The 16,467-nt window shown below is 56.3% G+C and carries 16 protein-coding genes; 10 read left to right on the top strand and 6 right to left on the bottom strand.

Features of this window, described 5'->3' with window-relative positions; genetic code table 11:
• Positions 1-16: 16 nt before the first annotated feature.
• Genes xdhA through ACN0XZ_RS02485 form a run of 6 tightly spaced genes read left to right on the top strand, consistent with a single transcriptional unit; the run spans position 17 to position 7,941 of the window.
• The gene (gene xdhA, locus ACN0XZ_RS02510) at positions 17-1,495 is read left to right on the top strand and encodes a xanthine dehydrogenase small subunit (RefSeq protein ID WP_417456133.1); all 1,479 of its coding nucleotides are present in this window, start codon (positions 17-19) and stop codon (positions 1,493-1,495) included.
• The gene (xdhB, locus tag ACN0XZ_RS02505) at positions 1,488-3,827 is read left to right on the top strand and encodes a xanthine dehydrogenase molybdopterin binding subunit (protein ID WP_417456132.1); all 2,340 of its coding nucleotides are present in this window, start codon (positions 1,488-1,490) and stop codon (positions 3,825-3,827) included. Before xdhA ends, xdhB begins: the two co-directional genes overlap by 8 nt.
• On the top strand, positions 3,827-4,606 hold the full coding sequence (gene xdhC, locus ACN0XZ_RS02500; protein WP_417456131.1) for a xanthine dehydrogenase accessory protein XdhC: 780 nt from the start codon (positions 3,827-3,829) through the stop codon (positions 4,604-4,606). Before xdhB ends, xdhC begins: the two co-directional genes overlap by 1 nt.
• A 20-nt stretch (positions 4,607-4,626) precedes the next feature.
• Positions 4,627-6,222 carry a malate synthase A gene (aceB, locus tag ACN0XZ_RS02495; RefSeq protein WP_417456130.1) on the top strand — a complete coding sequence of 532 codons (1,596 nt, stop codon included), beginning with the start codon at positions 4,627-4,629 and terminating at the stop codon, positions 6,220-6,222.
• A 20-nt stretch (positions 6,223-6,242) separates the two neighbouring features.
• Complete coding sequence (locus ACN0XZ_RS02490) at positions 6,243-7,433, top strand: urate hydroxylase PuuD (RefSeq protein WP_417456129.1); 1,191 nt, start codon at positions 6,243-6,245, stop codon at positions 7,431-7,433.
• Positions 7,434-7,443: 10 nt separating this feature from the next.
• Positions 7,444-7,941, top strand: coding sequence for an ureidoglycolate lyase (locus ACN0XZ_RS02485; protein ID WP_417456128.1), 498 nt, complete (start codon positions 7,444-7,446; stop codon positions 7,939-7,941).
• A 2-nt stretch (positions 7,942-7,943) separates the two neighbouring features.
• On the opposite strand, the gene ACN0XZ_RS02480 is transcribed toward ACN0XZ_RS02485, so the two are convergent.
• The 3 genes from ACN0XZ_RS02480 to ACN0XZ_RS02470 all read right to left on the bottom strand — a co-directional run bounded on the left by ACN0XZ_RS02480 (position 7,944) and on the right by ACN0XZ_RS02470 (position 9,130).
• Entirely contained in the window at positions 7,944-8,537 is a 594-nt protein-coding gene (locus ACN0XZ_RS02480) for a GNAT family N-acetyltransferase (RefSeq protein WP_417456127.1), read from the bottom strand.
• 129 nt (positions 8,538-8,666) lie between these two features.
• Positions 8,667-8,885, bottom strand: coding sequence for a YqaE/Pmp3 family membrane protein (locus ACN0XZ_RS02475; protein WP_417456126.1), 219 nt, complete (start codon positions 8,883-8,885; stop codon positions 8,667-8,669).
• A gap of 29 nt (positions 8,886-8,914) precedes the next feature.
• Entirely contained in the window at positions 8,915-9,130 is a 216-nt protein-coding gene (locus ACN0XZ_RS02470) for a DUF3126 family protein (protein WP_417456125.1), read from the bottom strand.
• Positions 9,131-9,311: 181 nt separating this feature from the next.
• On the opposite strand from ACN0XZ_RS02470, the gene ACN0XZ_RS02465 reads away from it, so the two are divergent.
• Positions 9,312-9,707 (top strand): hypothetical protein, encoded by a 396-nt coding sequence (locus ACN0XZ_RS02465; RefSeq protein WP_417456124.1) that lies wholly within the window; start codon positions 9,312-9,314, stop codon positions 9,705-9,707.
• Positions 9,708-9,810: 103 nt separating this feature from the next.
• Positions 9,811-10,293, top strand: a complete 483-nt coding sequence (locus tag ACN0XZ_RS02460; protein ID WP_417456123.1) for an MmcB family DNA repair protein — start codon at positions 9,811-9,813, stop codon at positions 10,291-10,293.
• On the opposite strand, the gene ACN0XZ_RS02455 is transcribed toward ACN0XZ_RS02460, so the two are convergent.
• Complete coding sequence (locus ACN0XZ_RS02455) at positions 10,277-12,331, bottom strand: HD-GYP domain-containing protein (RefSeq protein ID WP_417456122.1); 2,055 nt, start codon at positions 12,329-12,331, stop codon at positions 10,277-10,279. The genes ACN0XZ_RS02460 and ACN0XZ_RS02455 overlap by 17 nt on opposite strands.
• 142 nt (positions 12,332-12,473) lie before the next feature.
• Here ACN0XZ_RS02455 and ACN0XZ_RS02450 point away from each other — a divergent pair, with 142 nt between their 5' ends.
• Together ACN0XZ_RS02450 and ACN0XZ_RS02445 are read left to right on the top strand one after the other, a co-directional pair.
• Positions 12,474-13,172 (top strand): transglutaminase-like cysteine peptidase, encoded by a 699-nt coding sequence (locus ACN0XZ_RS02450; RefSeq protein ID WP_417456121.1) that lies wholly within the window; start codon positions 12,474-12,476, stop codon positions 13,170-13,172.
• Between the two features lie 67 nt (positions 13,173-13,239).
• On the top strand, positions 13,240-14,571 hold the full coding sequence (locus tag ACN0XZ_RS02445) for a hypothetical protein (protein ID WP_417456120.1): 1,332 nt from the start codon (positions 13,240-13,242) through the stop codon (positions 14,569-14,571).
• A 4-nt stretch (positions 14,572-14,575) separates the two neighbouring features.
• Here ACN0XZ_RS02445 and ACN0XZ_RS02440 read toward each other — a convergent pair whose 3' ends face one another.
• Positions 14,576-15,124, bottom strand: coding sequence for an ActR/PrrA/RegA family redox response regulator transcription factor (locus tag ACN0XZ_RS02440; protein WP_417456119.1), 549 nt, complete (start codon positions 15,122-15,124; stop codon positions 14,576-14,578).
• Complete coding sequence (locus tag ACN0XZ_RS02435) at positions 15,121-16,458, bottom strand: ActS/PrrB/RegB family redox-sensitive histidine kinase (protein ID WP_417456118.1); 1,338 nt, start codon at positions 16,456-16,458, stop codon at positions 15,121-15,123. The genes ACN0XZ_RS02440 and ACN0XZ_RS02435 overlap by 4 nt, the downstream gene beginning before the upstream one ends.
• Positions 16,459-16,467: the final 9 nt, after the last annotated feature.

Raw genomic sequence — 16,467 nt, 5'->3', positions numbered from 1 at the left:
TGAAGGAGGATATTCCATGTCTGGCACGGTAAGATTCCTGCTTGATGGCCGGTATCACGAGCTTCAGAACCCGGACCCGACCAAAACGGTGCTCAACTTCCTGCGCTATAAACTTGCGCGCACAGGCACCAAGGAAGGCTGTGCGGAGGGCGACTGCGGCGCTTGCACGGTTGTGCTTGGGGAGCTTGTGGACGGCATGTTGCGGTACCGTGCGGTCAACGCTTGCATCCTTTTTGTACCCACGCTTGACGGCAAAGAGCTGATCACCACCGAAAGCCTGAAATCGGCAGACGGGGCTTTGCACCCGGTGCAACAGGCGCTTGTGGATACCCATGGTTCACAATGTGGGTTTTGCACGCCCGGTTTTGTGATGTCCCTTTACGCGCTTTATGAAGAAGGCGGGCAGCCAAGCCGCGCGCGCATTAATGATACGCTCGCTGGTAATCTTTGCCGCTGTACAGGTTATGGCCCGATCATCGACGCCGCCAAACGGATGCAGGAACTGCGCGTGCCGATTGATGCAGATGCCCTTCATGAGCGCATGGATGCCCTTAAGGCGTTAAAGCGGCATGAGACGTTAAAGCTGAGCGCCAAAGATGGCCTGACTGGTAATTTGAAAGAATATTACGCGCCCGTAACAATTGAAGAACTATCCAATATTTCATTAGCTTATCCAGACGCAACCTATTTGGCGGGCGGAACTGATGTGGGTCTTTGGGTAACCAAACACCATAGGGAACTAAGCCAGGTTATCTATATTGGTGACGTTGCTGAGCTGAAGGAAATCAAGGTTACCGACCAATCGGTTGAGATTGGTGCGGGCGCGACTTATTCAGACGCCATGGAGGTGCTTGGCAGGCACTATCCGGATATGGGTGAACTTGTCCGGCGTATTGGCTCGGTTCAGATCAGGAACAGCGGCACCATTGGCGGCAATATCGCGAACGGCTCCCCTATTGGCGACAGCATGCCTGCGCTTATCGCCGCAGGCGCCACACTTACTCTGCGTATGGGTGAGATGGAACGCACCATGCCGCTTGAAGATTATTTCATCGACTATGGCAAACAGGACCGCATGCCGGGTGAATTTGTTGCCAGAATATCCTTGCCCAAACCGCGAGAGGGGCAGCAATTCCGCGCCTACAAGATATCCAAACGCTTTGATCAGGATATCTCTGCTGTGTGCGCGGCGTTTTCCATCACCCTTGATGGGGATGCGGTGAGCGAGGCCCGGGTAGCATTTGGCGGTTTGGCCGCCACCCCAAAACGCGCCCGTGCAGTTGAGGTGGCGCTGACCGGCAAAACATGGTGTGAGGAAAGCCTTGAAGCTGCGCTTGATGCGCTTGATCAGGATTATGCCCCCATCAGCGACATGCGCGCGAGCGCCGACTACCGCATGATGATCGCTAAAAACTTGCTGCGAAAAGCCTTTATCGAGACGACAGGTGAGGTTGGTACACGGGTGCTTGCCGCACCGGAGGTGGCACATGGTTGAGCGGGAAACAGAGGCAGGAACCGTGTCCGAGATCAAAGGTGCGGTGCATAAAGAGCTGAAGCACGACAGTGCGCACAAGCATGTCTCGGGCGACGCCATATATATCGACGACATGCCCGAGCCCAAAGACATGCTTCATATCTATGCGGCGATGTCCGAGCATGCGCATGCGCGCATCACCGCGATGGACCTGGGTGCGGTGAAAGCCGCAAAAGGTGTGGTGTGCGTGATCACCGCCGAAGATATCCCAGGCCATAATGATGTCAGCCCTTTTGCGGGGGACGATCCTCTGTTTGCTGATGGCTTGGTTGAATATATCGGCCAGCCAATTTTTGCCGTGGCGGCTACGAGCATTGAGGCCGCGCGGGCGGCCGCGAAGCTTGCGCAGGTGGATTATGAAGCGCTGCCTGCGCTCACCACCATTGATGCAGCGCTTGAAGCGGGTAGCGCGATCGAGCCCATGCAAACCATGGGGCAGGGGAATGCAACCGCAGCACTTGAAGCCTCACCAAACCGCCTCACGGGCAGCTTCCGTATCGGGGGGCAGGACCATTTCTATCTCGAGGGTCAGATCGCATTCGCGAAACCGGAAGAGGATGGCGATGTGCATGTTTTCTCATCCACCCAGCACCCAAGTGAAGTGCAGCATCTGGTGGCTCATGTGCTTGGCACACCCACAAACGCGGTGACCGTTGAGGTGCGGCGCATGGGTGGCGGTTTTGGCGGCAAGGAAACACACCCCGCCATGTTTGCAGCAATGGCGGCGCTGGTCGCGGTGAAAACCGGGCGCCCGGCGAAGCTCAGGCTCGATCGGGACGATGATATGATCATGACCGGCAAGCGGCATGACTTCCGCTACGACTATGACGTGGGGTTTGATGATGAAGGCCGCATCACCGGCATGGCGATTGAGATGGCTTCCCGCTGTGGCCGGTCAACCGACCTTTCACCCGCGATCAATGACCGGGCCATGTTCCACGCCGACAACTGTTATTATTTGAGCGATGTGGAGATTAAATCCCACCGGCTCAAAACCCATACGGTTTCCAACACCGCGTTCCGGGGTTTTGGTGGCCCACAAGGCATGCTGGGGATCGAGTGTGTGATGGATGAGATCGCGCATCATCTGGGCAAGGACCCGCTCCAGGTGCGGCGGGTCAACCTCTATGGCGGTGAAAGCCGCAATACCACGCCGTTTGGCATGACGGTTGAGGACAATATCGCACCAGCCCTTCTGGACGCTCTGGCTGAAAGCGCGGAGTACGAGCGGCGGCGCGCGGGTGTGCGTGCTTTCAACGCTAAAAGCCCATACCTCAAAAAGGGTATTGCGCTGACACTGGTGAAATTTGGCATCAGTTTCACGACTACGCACCTCAATCAGGCGGGGGCGCTGGTGCATGTTTATGCGGACGGCAGCGTGCACCTGAACCACGGCGGTACCGAAATGGGGCAGGGCCTTTTTGTGAAGGTCGCGCAAGTGGTGGCGGAAGAGTTTCAGATTGATGTGGATAGGATCAAGATCACCGCGACCACAACGGCCAAGGTACCGAATACATCGGCGACGGCAGCGTCTTCCGGGTCAGACCTGAACGGTATGGCCGCCCTTGATGCGGCGCGCAAGATTAAGGCGCGGCTCACCGAATTTGCAGCGAAAAAATATGATTGCCCAAAAGATCGCGTCACCTTCCGCAACAATAATGTGTATGTGGAGAATAAGGAGATACCGTTCGCCGATCTCGCGCGCGAGGCTTATCTCGGGCGGGTTTCGCTGTCTGCCACAGGCTTTTATAAAACACCAAAAATCCACTATGACCGCAGCCGCCACAAGGGCAGGCCCTTTTTATACTTCTGCTATGGCGCAGCGGTTTCCGAGGTGTTGATCGACACCCTCACTGGCGAATATAAGGTTGAGCGGGTGGATATCCTGCATGATACGGGGCGGTCCCTAAACCCTGCGATTGATAAGGGCCAGATTGAGGGCGGTTTCATTCAGGGCATGGGTTGGCTGACAACGGAAGAGCTCGTGTATGACGAGGATGGCCGCCTGCGCACACATGCGCCTTCCACCTATAAAATCCCCGCATGTAGCGACCGGCCAGAGCATCTGAATATCGAGCTTTATAAAAAGGGCCGCAACGTTGAGGCCACGATCCACCGGTCAAAAGCGGTGGGTGAGCCACCTTTCATGCTCGCGAATTCTGTTTTCCTCGCCATTGCCGACGCCGTGTCTGCGGCGGGTGACTATAAAACACGGGCAACACTGAATGCCCCGGCAACGCCCGAAGAAGTGTTGAAGGCGGTCATGTCGGTAAAACGTCAGGCGAAAAATTGATGCCCGGCACGCCGCAGGATACGCAAGGGGTTCTGGTCACGATTGTGGAGACAAGGGGCTCTGTTCCACGTGAAGCAGGCACCACCATGTGGGTGGAAACCGAACGTACCATCGGTACCATTGGTGGCGGCAATCTTGAATTTCAGGCCATTGAGCAGGCGCGCAAACTGTTGGCCAAAGATGACCAGATAGCGACGACACAGAAGTATGCGCTTGGCCCATTACTGGAGCAATGCTGTGGCGGCTCGGTCGTATTGTCACTTGAGAAGGTCAGCCGCGCGGAAGGTCAGGCCATGCGTGCGAGGGCCGCGAGCGCGGAAACGCGACATCCGCTTTATGTTTTTGGCGCAGGGCACGTTGGCAAAGCGGTGATGGCGGCGATCCAGCCGCTGCCGTTCAGGGTAGTTTGGGTTGACGCCCGGCCGCACGAGTTTCCAGAGCATGTGGACGCGACCGTCACACAGGACCATAGCTCAAACCCCGTTGATGTGATAGGCGCGGCAGAGAGTGGGGCTTTATTCCTTGTGTTTACCCACAGCCATCAGCTTGATTTTGAGATCACGGCGGCGGCGCTCAGGCGCGGGGATGCGCGCTATGTGGGCCTCATTGGCTCAGACACCAAACGCGCCCGCTTTGAAAGCCGGATGAAGAAAGACGGTGTGCTGGATGACGACCAACTTAAACGGCTGACGTGCCCCATCGGTGTGGTGGGTATCAAGGGCAAGGAGCCGGAGGTTATCGCGGCGGCGGTTGCAGCGCAGCTGTTGCAGCAGCTCTGATACGAAAAAAGGCTAGGGATATGAGTGGCGATAGATTGAAAATTTCAGCCCCCGATGTGGCGGGTGCGGATGAGGTGTTGAGCGAGGGTGCGCTTAAATTCCTCGCGGAAGTTGAGGCGCGGTTTGGCACGCGGCGGCGGGAGTTGATGGCAGCGCGCGCTGAAGTGCAGCGCGCTTTCGACAAGGGCCGTCTACCTGATTTCCTGCCGGAAACCGCTGAGATACGCGAAAGCGAATGGCACGTGCGCCCGGCCCCCGAAGCTCTTCTCGACAGGCGGATCGAGATCACCGGCCCGGTTGACCGCAAGATGGTGATAAACGCGCTGAACTCAGGCGCCAATTGTTTCATGGCTGACTTTGAAGACAGCTCCACCCCCACATGGGAAAATATGATCAGCGGCCAGATCAACCTGCGGGATGCGGCCTATGGTACCATCAGTTTCATCAACCCGGAGACAGGCAAACACTATGTGCTCGTTGAGAACCCAGCTGTGCTGCTCGTCCGCCCCCGTGGCCTGCATATGGAAGAGAAGCATGTAACGCTTGATGGCAAGCCGATCTCTGCTGGTTTTTTTGACTTCGCCCTCTTCCTGTTCCATAGCGCGCAGGAGCAGTTGAAGCGCGGTGTTGGCCCCTATTTTTACCTGCCCAAGATGGAACATCACCTTGAAGCCCGGCTCTGGGAAGAGGTGATTGCGTTTGCGGAGGATTATCTCTCCCTTGAGCGCGGCACGGTAAGGGTCACTGTCCTGATTGAGACGATCACCGCCGCCTTCCAGATGGACGAAATCCTTTACGAGTTGAAGGATCATATTGTTGGCCTCAACTGTGGCCGCTGGGACTATATCTTCAACTTCATCAAACGTTTTGCGCGCCGCCGTGATTTTGTATTACCAGACCGCGCGGGTGTGGGCATGGACCGGCATTTCCTCAAAAGCTACAGCCAACTTCTGATCAAAACCTGCCACCGGCGCGGGGCCCACGCCATGGGCGGGATGGCCGCGCAAATCCCGATCAAGGGGGATGAGGCTGCGAACAGTGCTGCCGTCGCCAAAGTAAAAGCGGATAAGGAGCGTGAGGCCGCCAACGGGCACGACGGTACATGGGTTGCCCACCCCGGCCTTATTCCCACAGCGAAAGAAGTGTTTGACCGGGTGATGCCAGGGCCAAACCAGCTTTTTAATGCGCGCACGGATGTTGACGTCACGCCGCGCGACCTTCTCGACGTGCCGGAAGGGTCGATCACCGAGGCTGGCGTGCGCGGCAACATCAGCGTTGGGCTGATGTATGTTTCGGCGTGGCTCTCTGGCATGGGCTGTGTGCCCATTCATCACCTGATGGAAGATGCCGCAACCGCAGAGATATCCCGCACGCAACTGTGGCAGTGGCGCACCCACGGTGCCAAGCTTGATGATGGTCGCCTGATCGATGCTGCGTTTCTTGAGGCAATGATTGAGGAAGAAGTCGCTGCTTTGCAGGCGCAAAGTTTCACCGGCCGCGAGAAGCTTGAGGACGCCGTTCAGCTCTTTACCCGCCTGGTGATGGATGAAGACCTGGAAGAATTTTTAACCACACCAGCGTATGACTTGGTGTTGTCCTATGAAGGTGTGGCCTAAGCGGGCCCGAGGAGTAAGAGATGGATATCGATATCACCGCATGGCTGAGCCTCGCCATCCGCTGGCTTCATTTTATCACCGGCATCGCCTGGATTGGGTCCAGCTTCTATTTTGTCTGGCTCGACAATCACCTGGAAGAATCAAAAGAGAAGAAGAAGGGCATGTCAGGCGAGTTGTGGTCGGTGCACGGCGGCGGCTTTTATCATAAGCAGAAATATGCTGTTGCGCCTGAACAGATGCCCGACAATCTGCACTGGTTTAAGTGGGAAGCCTATTTCACCTGGATGAGCGGTTTTGCGCTCCTGGCGGTGATCTACTACCTTGGCGCTGATCTGTTTTTGATCGATAAATCCAAGATGGACCTCACCCAGCTTGAGGCCATTGGCATAAGCCTCGCATTTCTTGTGGGCGGTTGGATATTCTATGATGGTCTCTGCCGCTCCCCCATCGGCCAAAACAACAAGCTCACAGGTATTATCTGGTTTCTCTCCCTCGTGGGGGCCGCTTATGCGCTCACCCATATCTTTTCTGACCGTGCGGCATTTATCCATATCGGGGCTATCGTTGGCACCTCGATGGCGGCCAATGTGTTTATGGTGATTATCCCAAACCAGCGGAAGGTTGTCGCCGCGCTGACAGCGGGTGAGGCACCAGACCCACGCCTTGGTCAGATCGGTAAGCAGCGCAGCCTGCACAATAATTATATGACCCTGCCGGTGCTGTTCCTGATGATTTCCAATCACTATCCGATGACCTTCTCAAACCCCTATAACTGGTTGATCGTGGCGGGTATCGGTCTTGTTGGGGTGATGGTGCGGCATTTCTTCAACCTGCGACACAAAGGCAAATCAAGCCCGGGCCTTGTGGCGGGGGCGGTGCTCCTGTTCATCCTGATTGCCATGTTTGCGGCAGATATGGAAAAACGCGGGCGGGCCGATGTTTCGGCCACTGACGCTTCCTTCGCGCGGGTGCAGGCCATTATTGGCAAGCACTGCACAAGCTGCCACGCCGCAGTGCCAACCCATGAAAGTTTTGACGAGGCGCCGGGAGGTGTGATGCTGGACCGCGCCGAGCTGATCGAACTTTACGCACCGCGTATCATGGAGCAAACCGTGAAGGCCGACATCATGCCGCTAGGCAATGAAACCGGGATGACCGATGAAGAGCGTGCCCTGATCGGCAAATGGATTGAAGACGGTGCGAAGCGCTGAGGAGTCCATCATGCGAATAGTGACCGCAGAACCGTTGACGCCTGACGCTTTCAAGCCGTTTGGCGATGTGATTGAGGCGTCAGATGCGGCCCGCCAGTTTGATATCAACTATGGCCATACGATTCGCTTTCATGATCTGGCTCGCATTGACACGGCAGCGGAAGATGGCCGCGCAGGCGTGAGCATCTTCCGCTCAACACCGCTTCAGGCGCCCATCACCGTAAAGCTGATGGAATATCATCCGCTTTCTAGCCAGGCTTTCATGCCGCTTGGGCCGCGCCCTTATCTGGTGGTGGTGGCGCCAAAGGGTGAATTTGATGTGAGTCGCATTCGGGTCTTCAAGGCGCTACCGGGGCAGGGTGTGAACTATCACGCCGGTACATGGCATCACTTCTGTCTGGCGCTTGAAGGTGTGAGTGATTTTCTGGTGATTGACCGCATTGGCGAGGGTGAGAACTGTGTCGAACATCATCTGGACGAGGCGGAGCAGTTCACTGTTTCACTATAAATCTACCGCGCCTGCCGCCACATAAGCCACATGGGTGGACATCCTTCTGCAGGGGCCGCTTCCTCTAGCACTTCAAACCCATAGTTTTGATAAAAGGCTATGTTCCGTTCTTTCGAATTTTCGAGATAGGCAGGCATATGCGCAGCATCAATCTGGCTGAGCGCCTCCCGCATCAATGTGCCGCCGATGCCTTTGCCCTGCAGGCCTGGATCAACAGCAATGGCAAACAGATAATAATGCGGCGGGTGAGCCTTTCGTTTTTGTGCCATGAAAGCGTCGATCGCGAGAGAGTTTTTAAGGGCTCCCACACCGCCGTGCCTGAGAATGCTGGCGCCAAGGTTCAGGTTGCCGAGGCCATATCCCTTTTTGGCACCGGGCGGTAACCACAGGGTGCCAGCAAGCCCATCAGCGGTGACATGGCCGAACCCTCGCTTGAGATAGAGGTATTTTGCCATGGTGGTGAAGGCTGGTTTCATGGCACCCGTGCCGCAAAAAGCCCATAGGTTGACGGCATCATCTGCAAAACCTGTTGCGACTATTCGCCCGATCAGCTCGTGCTCACCAGCTGTCAGTAGCCGGATTGGTTTCGCGTTCATTGTGCTATGCCTTCATAATGTGAAACTATTTCATATATGAAGTGTGGCACGCCCAAAGGCCGCGCACAAGCGGTGATGTGCTGCGGCCGGGTAGAGCGAAATATAAAAAAGGAGAGCGGTTTTTTTTGGCTATCCGCGTGTTTCTTCAAACATCTTGCGTGTATTGCGGTCACGTACAACCATGATCGACCACACTGCGAGAATAACCCAAACGATGAAACCCGCGCCCGCAAGAATGGTGAGGAACCATGCGATGATCCAGATCACCGCGGCGAAGATGGCTTGAAAGGGCTTTCCGCAAAGAAGAAGCGCAAGGGGCGGAATAAGAAGAGCGATAAGATAAAGCATGGATGCCTCCGGGCGCGTTGGTGCGCGTGTTAAACCTGAGGAAGGTCCTCTTCCAGAACACAGATAGACATGGCGTAGGAAACTTCACCTTCGTCATCGTCACGATAAACGACGCCCAAAAATTCTTCGCCCAAAACAACCTCAACCGAGTCTTTCGCTTTAGGGCGACGGACCAGCTTGATCATGTTGTTGTTAAATTTTGCCTGCAGGTATGCCTGCAAGCGCGCGATTTCATTTGGGCTCACTGTATGCTCCTTGTTCCGCATGGGTTTGCCTTGGTTTATCGAAGGCAGGCACCGTATTGCAAGCAAAACCGGCCCAAAACTTCAGGCCAATATAATCCTAGTTGCATTTTTGCCCTTAAAGGCTTGTTAATCTGATATATTTATTAACAGTGTTTCCTACAACGGTGACAGAAGAAGAATTATGGCTGGCGAACAAGGTGACTATTCATACGCGGACGATCAGGAACTGGTTGATCAATTCCTGACATGGACTTCAGATGCCGTGAAAGAGCTGCGTGAAATTGTTACCGAGATGGAAGAAACAGGCGCAGACCAAAGCAAGGCTGACCGCGTGTATGACATTAGCCATAACATCAAAGGCATGGGTGCAAGCTTCAACTTTGGCCTGATGACAACCGTGGGCACCTCCCTTTGCCGCTATATCAAAACCGCAGGTGATGGCGCCAGTGCGCGGGGCGTGGGGGCTCATGTGCGCATCTTTGAAGTGGTGCTTGAGAACAAGATCACCGGCGAAGGCGGCGAGAAGGGTGAGGCGCTTGTGAAGCGGCTGGCCGAGATTGTCTCCGAGGAAAGCTAACCTCTCCAAATGTTCTCTTTTTGTTCTTTTTTCTTGCGCCCTGAATAAAGCTTTGGGATGCTTCCCTGCGATTCGCTTTTGAGCCATTGCAGGAGGAAACCTCATGACCAGCACGGAAGCTGTAACCCGCGGGGCGACACGTTTGCTTCTTGAGCTTGGCTATGCGCCGATGACCGAGGTGCCTCTCACCAATGGTCGGCGCGCTGATATTGTGGCGCTAAACACCAGGGGGCACTGCGTGATTGTGGAAGTGAAGTCCTGTCTTACCGATTTTCGGAGCGATAACAAATGGCAGGAATATCTTGAGTATGGCGAAGAGTTTTACTTTGCGGTTGATCAGGATTTCCCGCGCGATGTGTTAAACGAGGAAACAAGCCTTCCCGATATCACCGGCATCATCATCGCAGACGGATACGGCGGTGAAATTATTCGCCCGGCTGCTTTGCGACGCGTGAACGCCGCGCGCAAAAAAACGCTGACGCTCAAGATAGCACGGCTTGGTGGCATGCGGTTGGCGGAGCAGGCTGTGGGTGCACCTGCTGTCACTCGCTCAGGTTCTGCGGTAGGGCTCAGGAGCCTTCTTTAACCACCTGGGTATAGCTTTGCCACCGGCTGCGGCCGTCCTTGTTTTCAAGGATGTTTTGAAGGGCAGCAACAGTGCGCCGTTCATAACGTTTGCCAGCATCACCGTTGAGGATATCCAGTGCTTTATCAAAGCCCAAGCCCTCGCGGTGCGCGCGAGCGGAAACCATGCCCACAAAAGCGTTGGCCACGCTCAAGACCCTTGCGCCGGGCTCAATATCCTCGCCCTTCTTGCCGTTTGGCTCGCCGGTGCCGTCCCAGTTTTCACGCATTTCACCAAGAATGGCAGCTACGGGCCCTTTGAAGTCAAGGCCAGCCACGAGAGTGGAACCCTTTTGCATGCTCTCGCGCACAAGGGCAATTTCGTCGTCCGTTAAGCCGCTCTGTTTGGTCAAAATTTCCGTTGGCACAAAAATCTTGCCGAGGTTCACGAGTTGCCCCGCGATGCGTACGCTCTCAAGGGTGTCCGCGTCCCATCCCATCTCGGCTGCGATGGCAGAGGCTACATCCGCCACACGAACAGAGTGGTGTTTGCTCCAGGGATCGCGGGCGTCAATAATCTGGGTGAGGGTGCTCACGAGCTGTTTGAACAGGGTTTCCGACTGCTCTTTCGCACGCACAAGCGAGGAGATATCCTGCATCACCAAAAGGGCATTTGCCTTGTCCTTGCTTGCCCCTTCAAGCGGTAGCAGCTGTGTCTGGAAAATACGCTCAGCCTCGCCAACAGGTAACTTGAGCTGCATCTCCGAGCTTTGGCCTTTGCCAACGGCTCTCAAAGCACCCCGCAGTTTGTCCGCCGTGTCATTTTTGAAGGCCGTATCCAGCCTGCGGTTCGTGAGGTCCGCGACTGGAAGGTCAATTACTTCGCCAAGCTTTTTGTTGGCGAAGCGCACGGTCAGGTCATCATCAAGCGCGGCGATGGCAGTTGGTTGGCTATCGCTGACCGACTGCAAAAACCGGCTGAGGTCTTCGTTTTGCCGGGAGAGCGCCGCTTGCTCGCGGTAGCTGGCTTGCAGCCGCATGGAAACGCCGTGGCGCCACACAAGAACAAGACCGGCCAGCACAAAAAGCGCTGCCAGCGACAGGGTGATGATCAGGCTGTTGCGTCGCTCGTTGATCTCGGAAAGGGCTTCCTGCCCGCTGATGGTGCGCACGAGAACCCACGGTACCGGGGCTGAAAGCTCACGCCCCGTCACCAGCACTTCGGTGCCCGCGTAGTTCGCGTGAATGCCAAATGCGCCGGGCGCGGTTGCTGCAAATGCGGCCGCAGCGTCCCGCCGGGCTTCACCAACACGGCCCCCTTCCGCAAGCGGGGTGAGCGGGGTGACAAGGTCATCCTGTCCCCTGAGCACGATATAGGTTTCCGCTGTTTTGCTCGCGGCGCCGGGTTGTTTGAGCGTGTTCAGGAAATCACCGTCCAAGGGCCGTGCACCGACCACCCAGTTGATGGTGGACGCATCCCCGGCCATCCCTTCAGACGCAACCACAGGCGCGCCAAACAACACAAGCGGTGTTTTGTCTTCCAGCTGCGGCCCGACAGCAATGAAAGGCCCCCGCGCATCAGACGGCCATTCGCTGGGGCGCAGGATTGGCATGCCGCTTGTTGTCACCATGGCGCTGCCATCGCTGCGCAGGATAGCAAGGCCTGCCCGCTGTGGGCGTTTGATGTTGGCGGCTAGTTGATCGATCGCGGTTTTCTCATGAAAACCTTCCCGTTCCGCCGCCGCGGAAAGCAGGGCAAACACATAACCGCGCTGCCCCTCGGCGGCTTCCGGAATATCGTCCATCCCGCCGGCGTATAGCTGGATGGTGGCATCGCTCGCCAGCTCTTCCACGCTTGCAAGGTAGCGGTTCAACCAGGCAGAAACCTCAGTAGCGCGGCTGTCAGCAACCAGATTGAGCCTGTCTTGCCAGCGCGCCATATTCTGTTCAGCTTCCGATTCTGCGAACTTGAGAATCGCGAAAAATCCAAGCGCGGCAACGGCCAGAATACCTGCCCCCGCCATCAGGATGGATTTGCTGCTGTTTTTTTTGCCTGCCATAAGTTGCCCCTTGCGGCTGGAGGAACCAGCCCTTTTCCCCATGCGTTACTTCCGTGGCCAGTCTAGCCCGTTAACGAAGTGACTTGGAACATCAAAATCATCACACTATGTTTAAACGCTCTGCCTTCGGGCTCAAACATTTTTGGTACTGGATTTTATGTCAGGCTTCGCACGTTCGCTCATAATCAGTATGGTTTTGCTGCTTTTTGTTGCCGAGCCGCAGGCGTGGGCGCAGGTTCGGATGGGTGGGCTTTTTGGCAGCATGGAGCTCAAGTCCACCAATATGGCCAAGTTTGGCAAATGGACCGAGATGTGGCAGCGCCACAACAAACCCTCAACGCTCCCGGATATACCGACAGGAACAGCGGCAGAACGCTGCCGGGGTGCGGGGCGGATTGTGTGCAGCCGCGAGGCTTGGGACGCCTTCGTTGAAGAACAGAAAACAACACCAGCGCGCGAGCAACTGGATGCAGTGAACGCCTATATGAACCGCGCGGCCTATATCGTTGACCCGGTGAATTGGGGTATCCCCGATTATTGGGCAACGCCGGACGAATTTTTCCTTAAGGATGGTGACTGTGAAGACTATGCCATCAGCAAATATATCACGCTGAAGCGTTTGGGTGTTGACCCGGACAGCATGCGCCTGGTCATCCTTCAGGATGAAAACCTGCATGTTGCACACGCTGTTCTGGCGGTTGAACTTGAGGATGTCACTTATATCCTTGATAACCAGATCGATAGCGTCTTGCCGGACACCCAGATTTTGCACTACAGACCAGTTTATTCGATCAACGAAAGCGCATGGTGGCTGCACAGGGTTAAGAAGTTTTCAGGGTAAATTAACCTAATTTGTCTTAATATCCGGTGAGACAGGGACCACAGGGCCAGGCTGGACCAGAAACGACGTGAGTAAAGATCTGACATCGCTCGACCGTATGGTTGACTATGTGAAGCAATTGCGGCGCCATACCGAAGGGCGGCGCGCGGTTCATATCCGCCTGTCTGCGCTTGAGCGTCACTTCCGGGAAGAACACTACCGCCTGTTTGCGGCAGCGGCCCTCAGGGGGGTGATTACCCGTTTTGGCGCCACCATGTTTGCGCTCCCGAACGCGGATCTGGTGCTCATTACCAAAGATGCGCGTGTGGATGATATCGACCCGGCGCTGAATGCTATTCGCCGCAAGATGAAGGATTCGTCCCTGATCGCGTCGCTTGATCCGGTGCAAGGGGTCAGCGATGAATTTGTGGTCTGGTTCGACCTTGAGGCCGATTATGAAGAGTTCAAGAACTATAGCGAGCAGTTGAGCGACCTGTTGCGGCTTGGTGAGATGGCGCCAGAGCAGGTTGGTGAAAACAGCGAGCTGACGCTTAAAAAAGTGGGCGGCAAAAAGGGCGGTAAAGGCCTGATCAAACCGCCTGAGAGCGATATGCCTGTTACGACACACCGGCCTGCCCATGTGCGCATGATGCCGGTGACCCCGCCGCCAAAAGAAGGCATTGTTGACCGCGACCTTGACCCAGAGCTCTTGCTGACGCTCACAAAAGCGCTTCAGGGGGCTGATGTGGCAGGGCTTCTGCGCAAGCAGTTTGTAAAAGCAATTTTGGGTGCCTCTCCTCCCATGGCTGTGGTGGAACACAAGTTTGTGCCGCGTAAGCTCGTGTATGAAACCCTGCTTGAAGGCAAGGTTTTGGGCGAAAATCGCTGGCTGTCCGGTTATATGGACGACCTTGTCGCGCGGCAGGTGCTGGCGTCCACCCCCAGCATGACCAATGAAGCGTCGCTCGCGTCCAGCCTCAAGGTTACATGCGCCGCTATTCACTCGCCCGCGTTTGAGCTGTTTGAAAAATCGCTTGGCAAACAACCGCGCTCAAAGGTGGTGGTTGAATTCAGTGCCGTTGACATCATTGCAAACCCGGTCGCGTATCAGCAGGCCAGCGCCATGCTGCTTGATGCCGGGTATCGCCTGTCGATCGGGGACTTGCACCCGCTCGCCTTCCTCGCCATTGATATTGAGCCCATGCAGGCGGCTTTTGTGAAGATTGCTCTGCCTCCTGGTAACAAGATTGATTGGCTCAACGATAAAACCGAGACAGCCATCCAGAACAAGATCGACCGCATCGGCAAGGCACGGGTCATTCTTGATGGGTGTGCTGAACCAAGCGATATCGACCTTGGTCACCTGCTTGGTATTACCCTGTTCCAGGGTCAGGCTGTAGACCCGATGATCTCCGTCTAACCCGTTATTGTGGGGAGCGTTTCGCGAGGATGCGCTGAAGGGTGCGTCGGTGCATGTTCAGCCGCCGCGCGGTCTCCGATACATTGCGGTCACACATCTCATACACGCGCTGAATATGCTCCCATTTCACCCGGTCGGCAGACATGGGGTTTTCAGGCACTGGCGGTGTCTGGCCCTCGGGCGTCAACAGCGCTGCCGCGATCTGGTCCGGGTCTGCGGGTTTGGCGAGGAAGTCAACTGCACCGGCTTTCACCGCCGCTACAGCACTCGCGAGATTGCCGTAGCCGGTGAGGATGATAATGCGCATGTCAGCGCGGATCTGCCGCAGTGACGGCACCAGGTCAAGGCCGTTACCGTCCTCAAGCTTCATATCAAGCACGGCGTAACGAGGCCGGTTCTGGGATGCCAGAATAGCACCTTCCTCAATGCCTTCCGCCGCAAACACCGTAAAGCCCCGCCGCTCCATTGAGGTCGCGAGCCGGGTGCGAAAGGCCTTGTCATCCTCAACAATCAGCAGGCTTTTCTCTGAAGGGTCGATCATGGTGTCGCTCATGCTTTTTTGTCCTGTTGTGGTTCGTTTGGCGCAAATTCAAGCCGGTGGCGTGGCCACTCTATCAGAATTTCGGCACCGCCGGTGCTGCCCATGCCAAATTCTACCGTCGCGCCCGTGCGTTCCAGAAGTGTTTTTGCGATAAACAGCCCAAGCCCCAAACCGCCATCCCGTCCCGGTGTCGGGTGACGGGTTGTAACATATGGCTCCCCCAGGCGGCGGATAATCTGCGGGTCAAACCCAGGGCCGTCATCAACAATGGTGATGGAGACAGTGTCCTCGTCCCAGCCCGCGCTCACCTGCACGAGGGAGGTTGCGTAGCCCACGGCGTTTTCAACAATATTGCGCACGGCATGAATAAATTCAGGCGAGCGTTTGACCCTGAGCACACCAACGCCGTCCGCTACGAATTTGATGGTGATGCCGCGTTCTTCATGCGGGGCGGCTGCCTCACGGAGAAGAGCCTCAAGTTCAATATGGGTGAAATGCTCGGCCGAGCCTGCCTGCCGGTGTTCCCTGAGCTGAGAGAGGATATCCCGGCACCGGCTGGTTTCCTGCACGATCAGCTCAAGGTCGGCTTTGCTGTTTGCGTCGCCTTCCCAGGTTTCGAGCAGGTCTTTTGATGCGAGCAGGATTGTGCCAAGGGGTGTGCCCAGCTCATGCGCGGCAGCCGCCGCCAGTGTGCCGAGGGCCGCGAGCCGCTGTTCATGCTCAAGCGCTGCTTGTGTGGCAGCCAAGGCGCGCGCCCGGTGTCGGCCTTCCCGGCCAACTCGCGCCATATAAAGCGCGAGGAAAACGAGCGTGAAACAAAGCGCGATCCAGAGCCCCGCGAGAAGGAGCGGATCAATGCGCGGCGGTGTACCATCCCATGGTAGCGGAAACGGTGTGAAGGCGAGAGCTGTGACAAGCGCGAGTGACAGGATGATCAGATATTTGGTGCTGCGCCGCCCGAGAATAGAGGCTGAAACGCTGGTGGGCGAGATCATCAAAAGCGCAAACGGGTTTGCAAGGCCCCCTGTGACAAAAAGCAGGGCCGCAAGGTGAATAAGGTCAAACGCCAAGTGTGCTGTTGATTGTCTGTCGTTCAGGCGGGTGTTTTTATCGACCCTGAAGGAAAACCACATGTTGATAAGGGCAGATACCAGCACAATGGGCAGCGTGAGATGCAGGTGCAGGTCAAACCGCAACACGGCACCCACGACAATAAGCGCGAGAAGCTGGCCCGCGATCCCCATCCAGCGAATCATCACCAGCGTGCCAAGCCGCACACCGCCGCCGTGTGGCATGTCGAGATCAAACAGGATCAGGTCGTCGTCAGTTTCTTTTCTCGTCGGCACCAGGGTTTC

Source organism: Kordiimonas sp., from assembly GCF_048264555.1.
Taxonomy (GTDB): domain Bacteria; phylum Pseudomonadota; class Alphaproteobacteria; order Sphingomonadales; family Kordiimonadaceae; genus Kordiimonas.
This window is presented reverse-complemented; position numbering and strand designations above follow the sequence as displayed.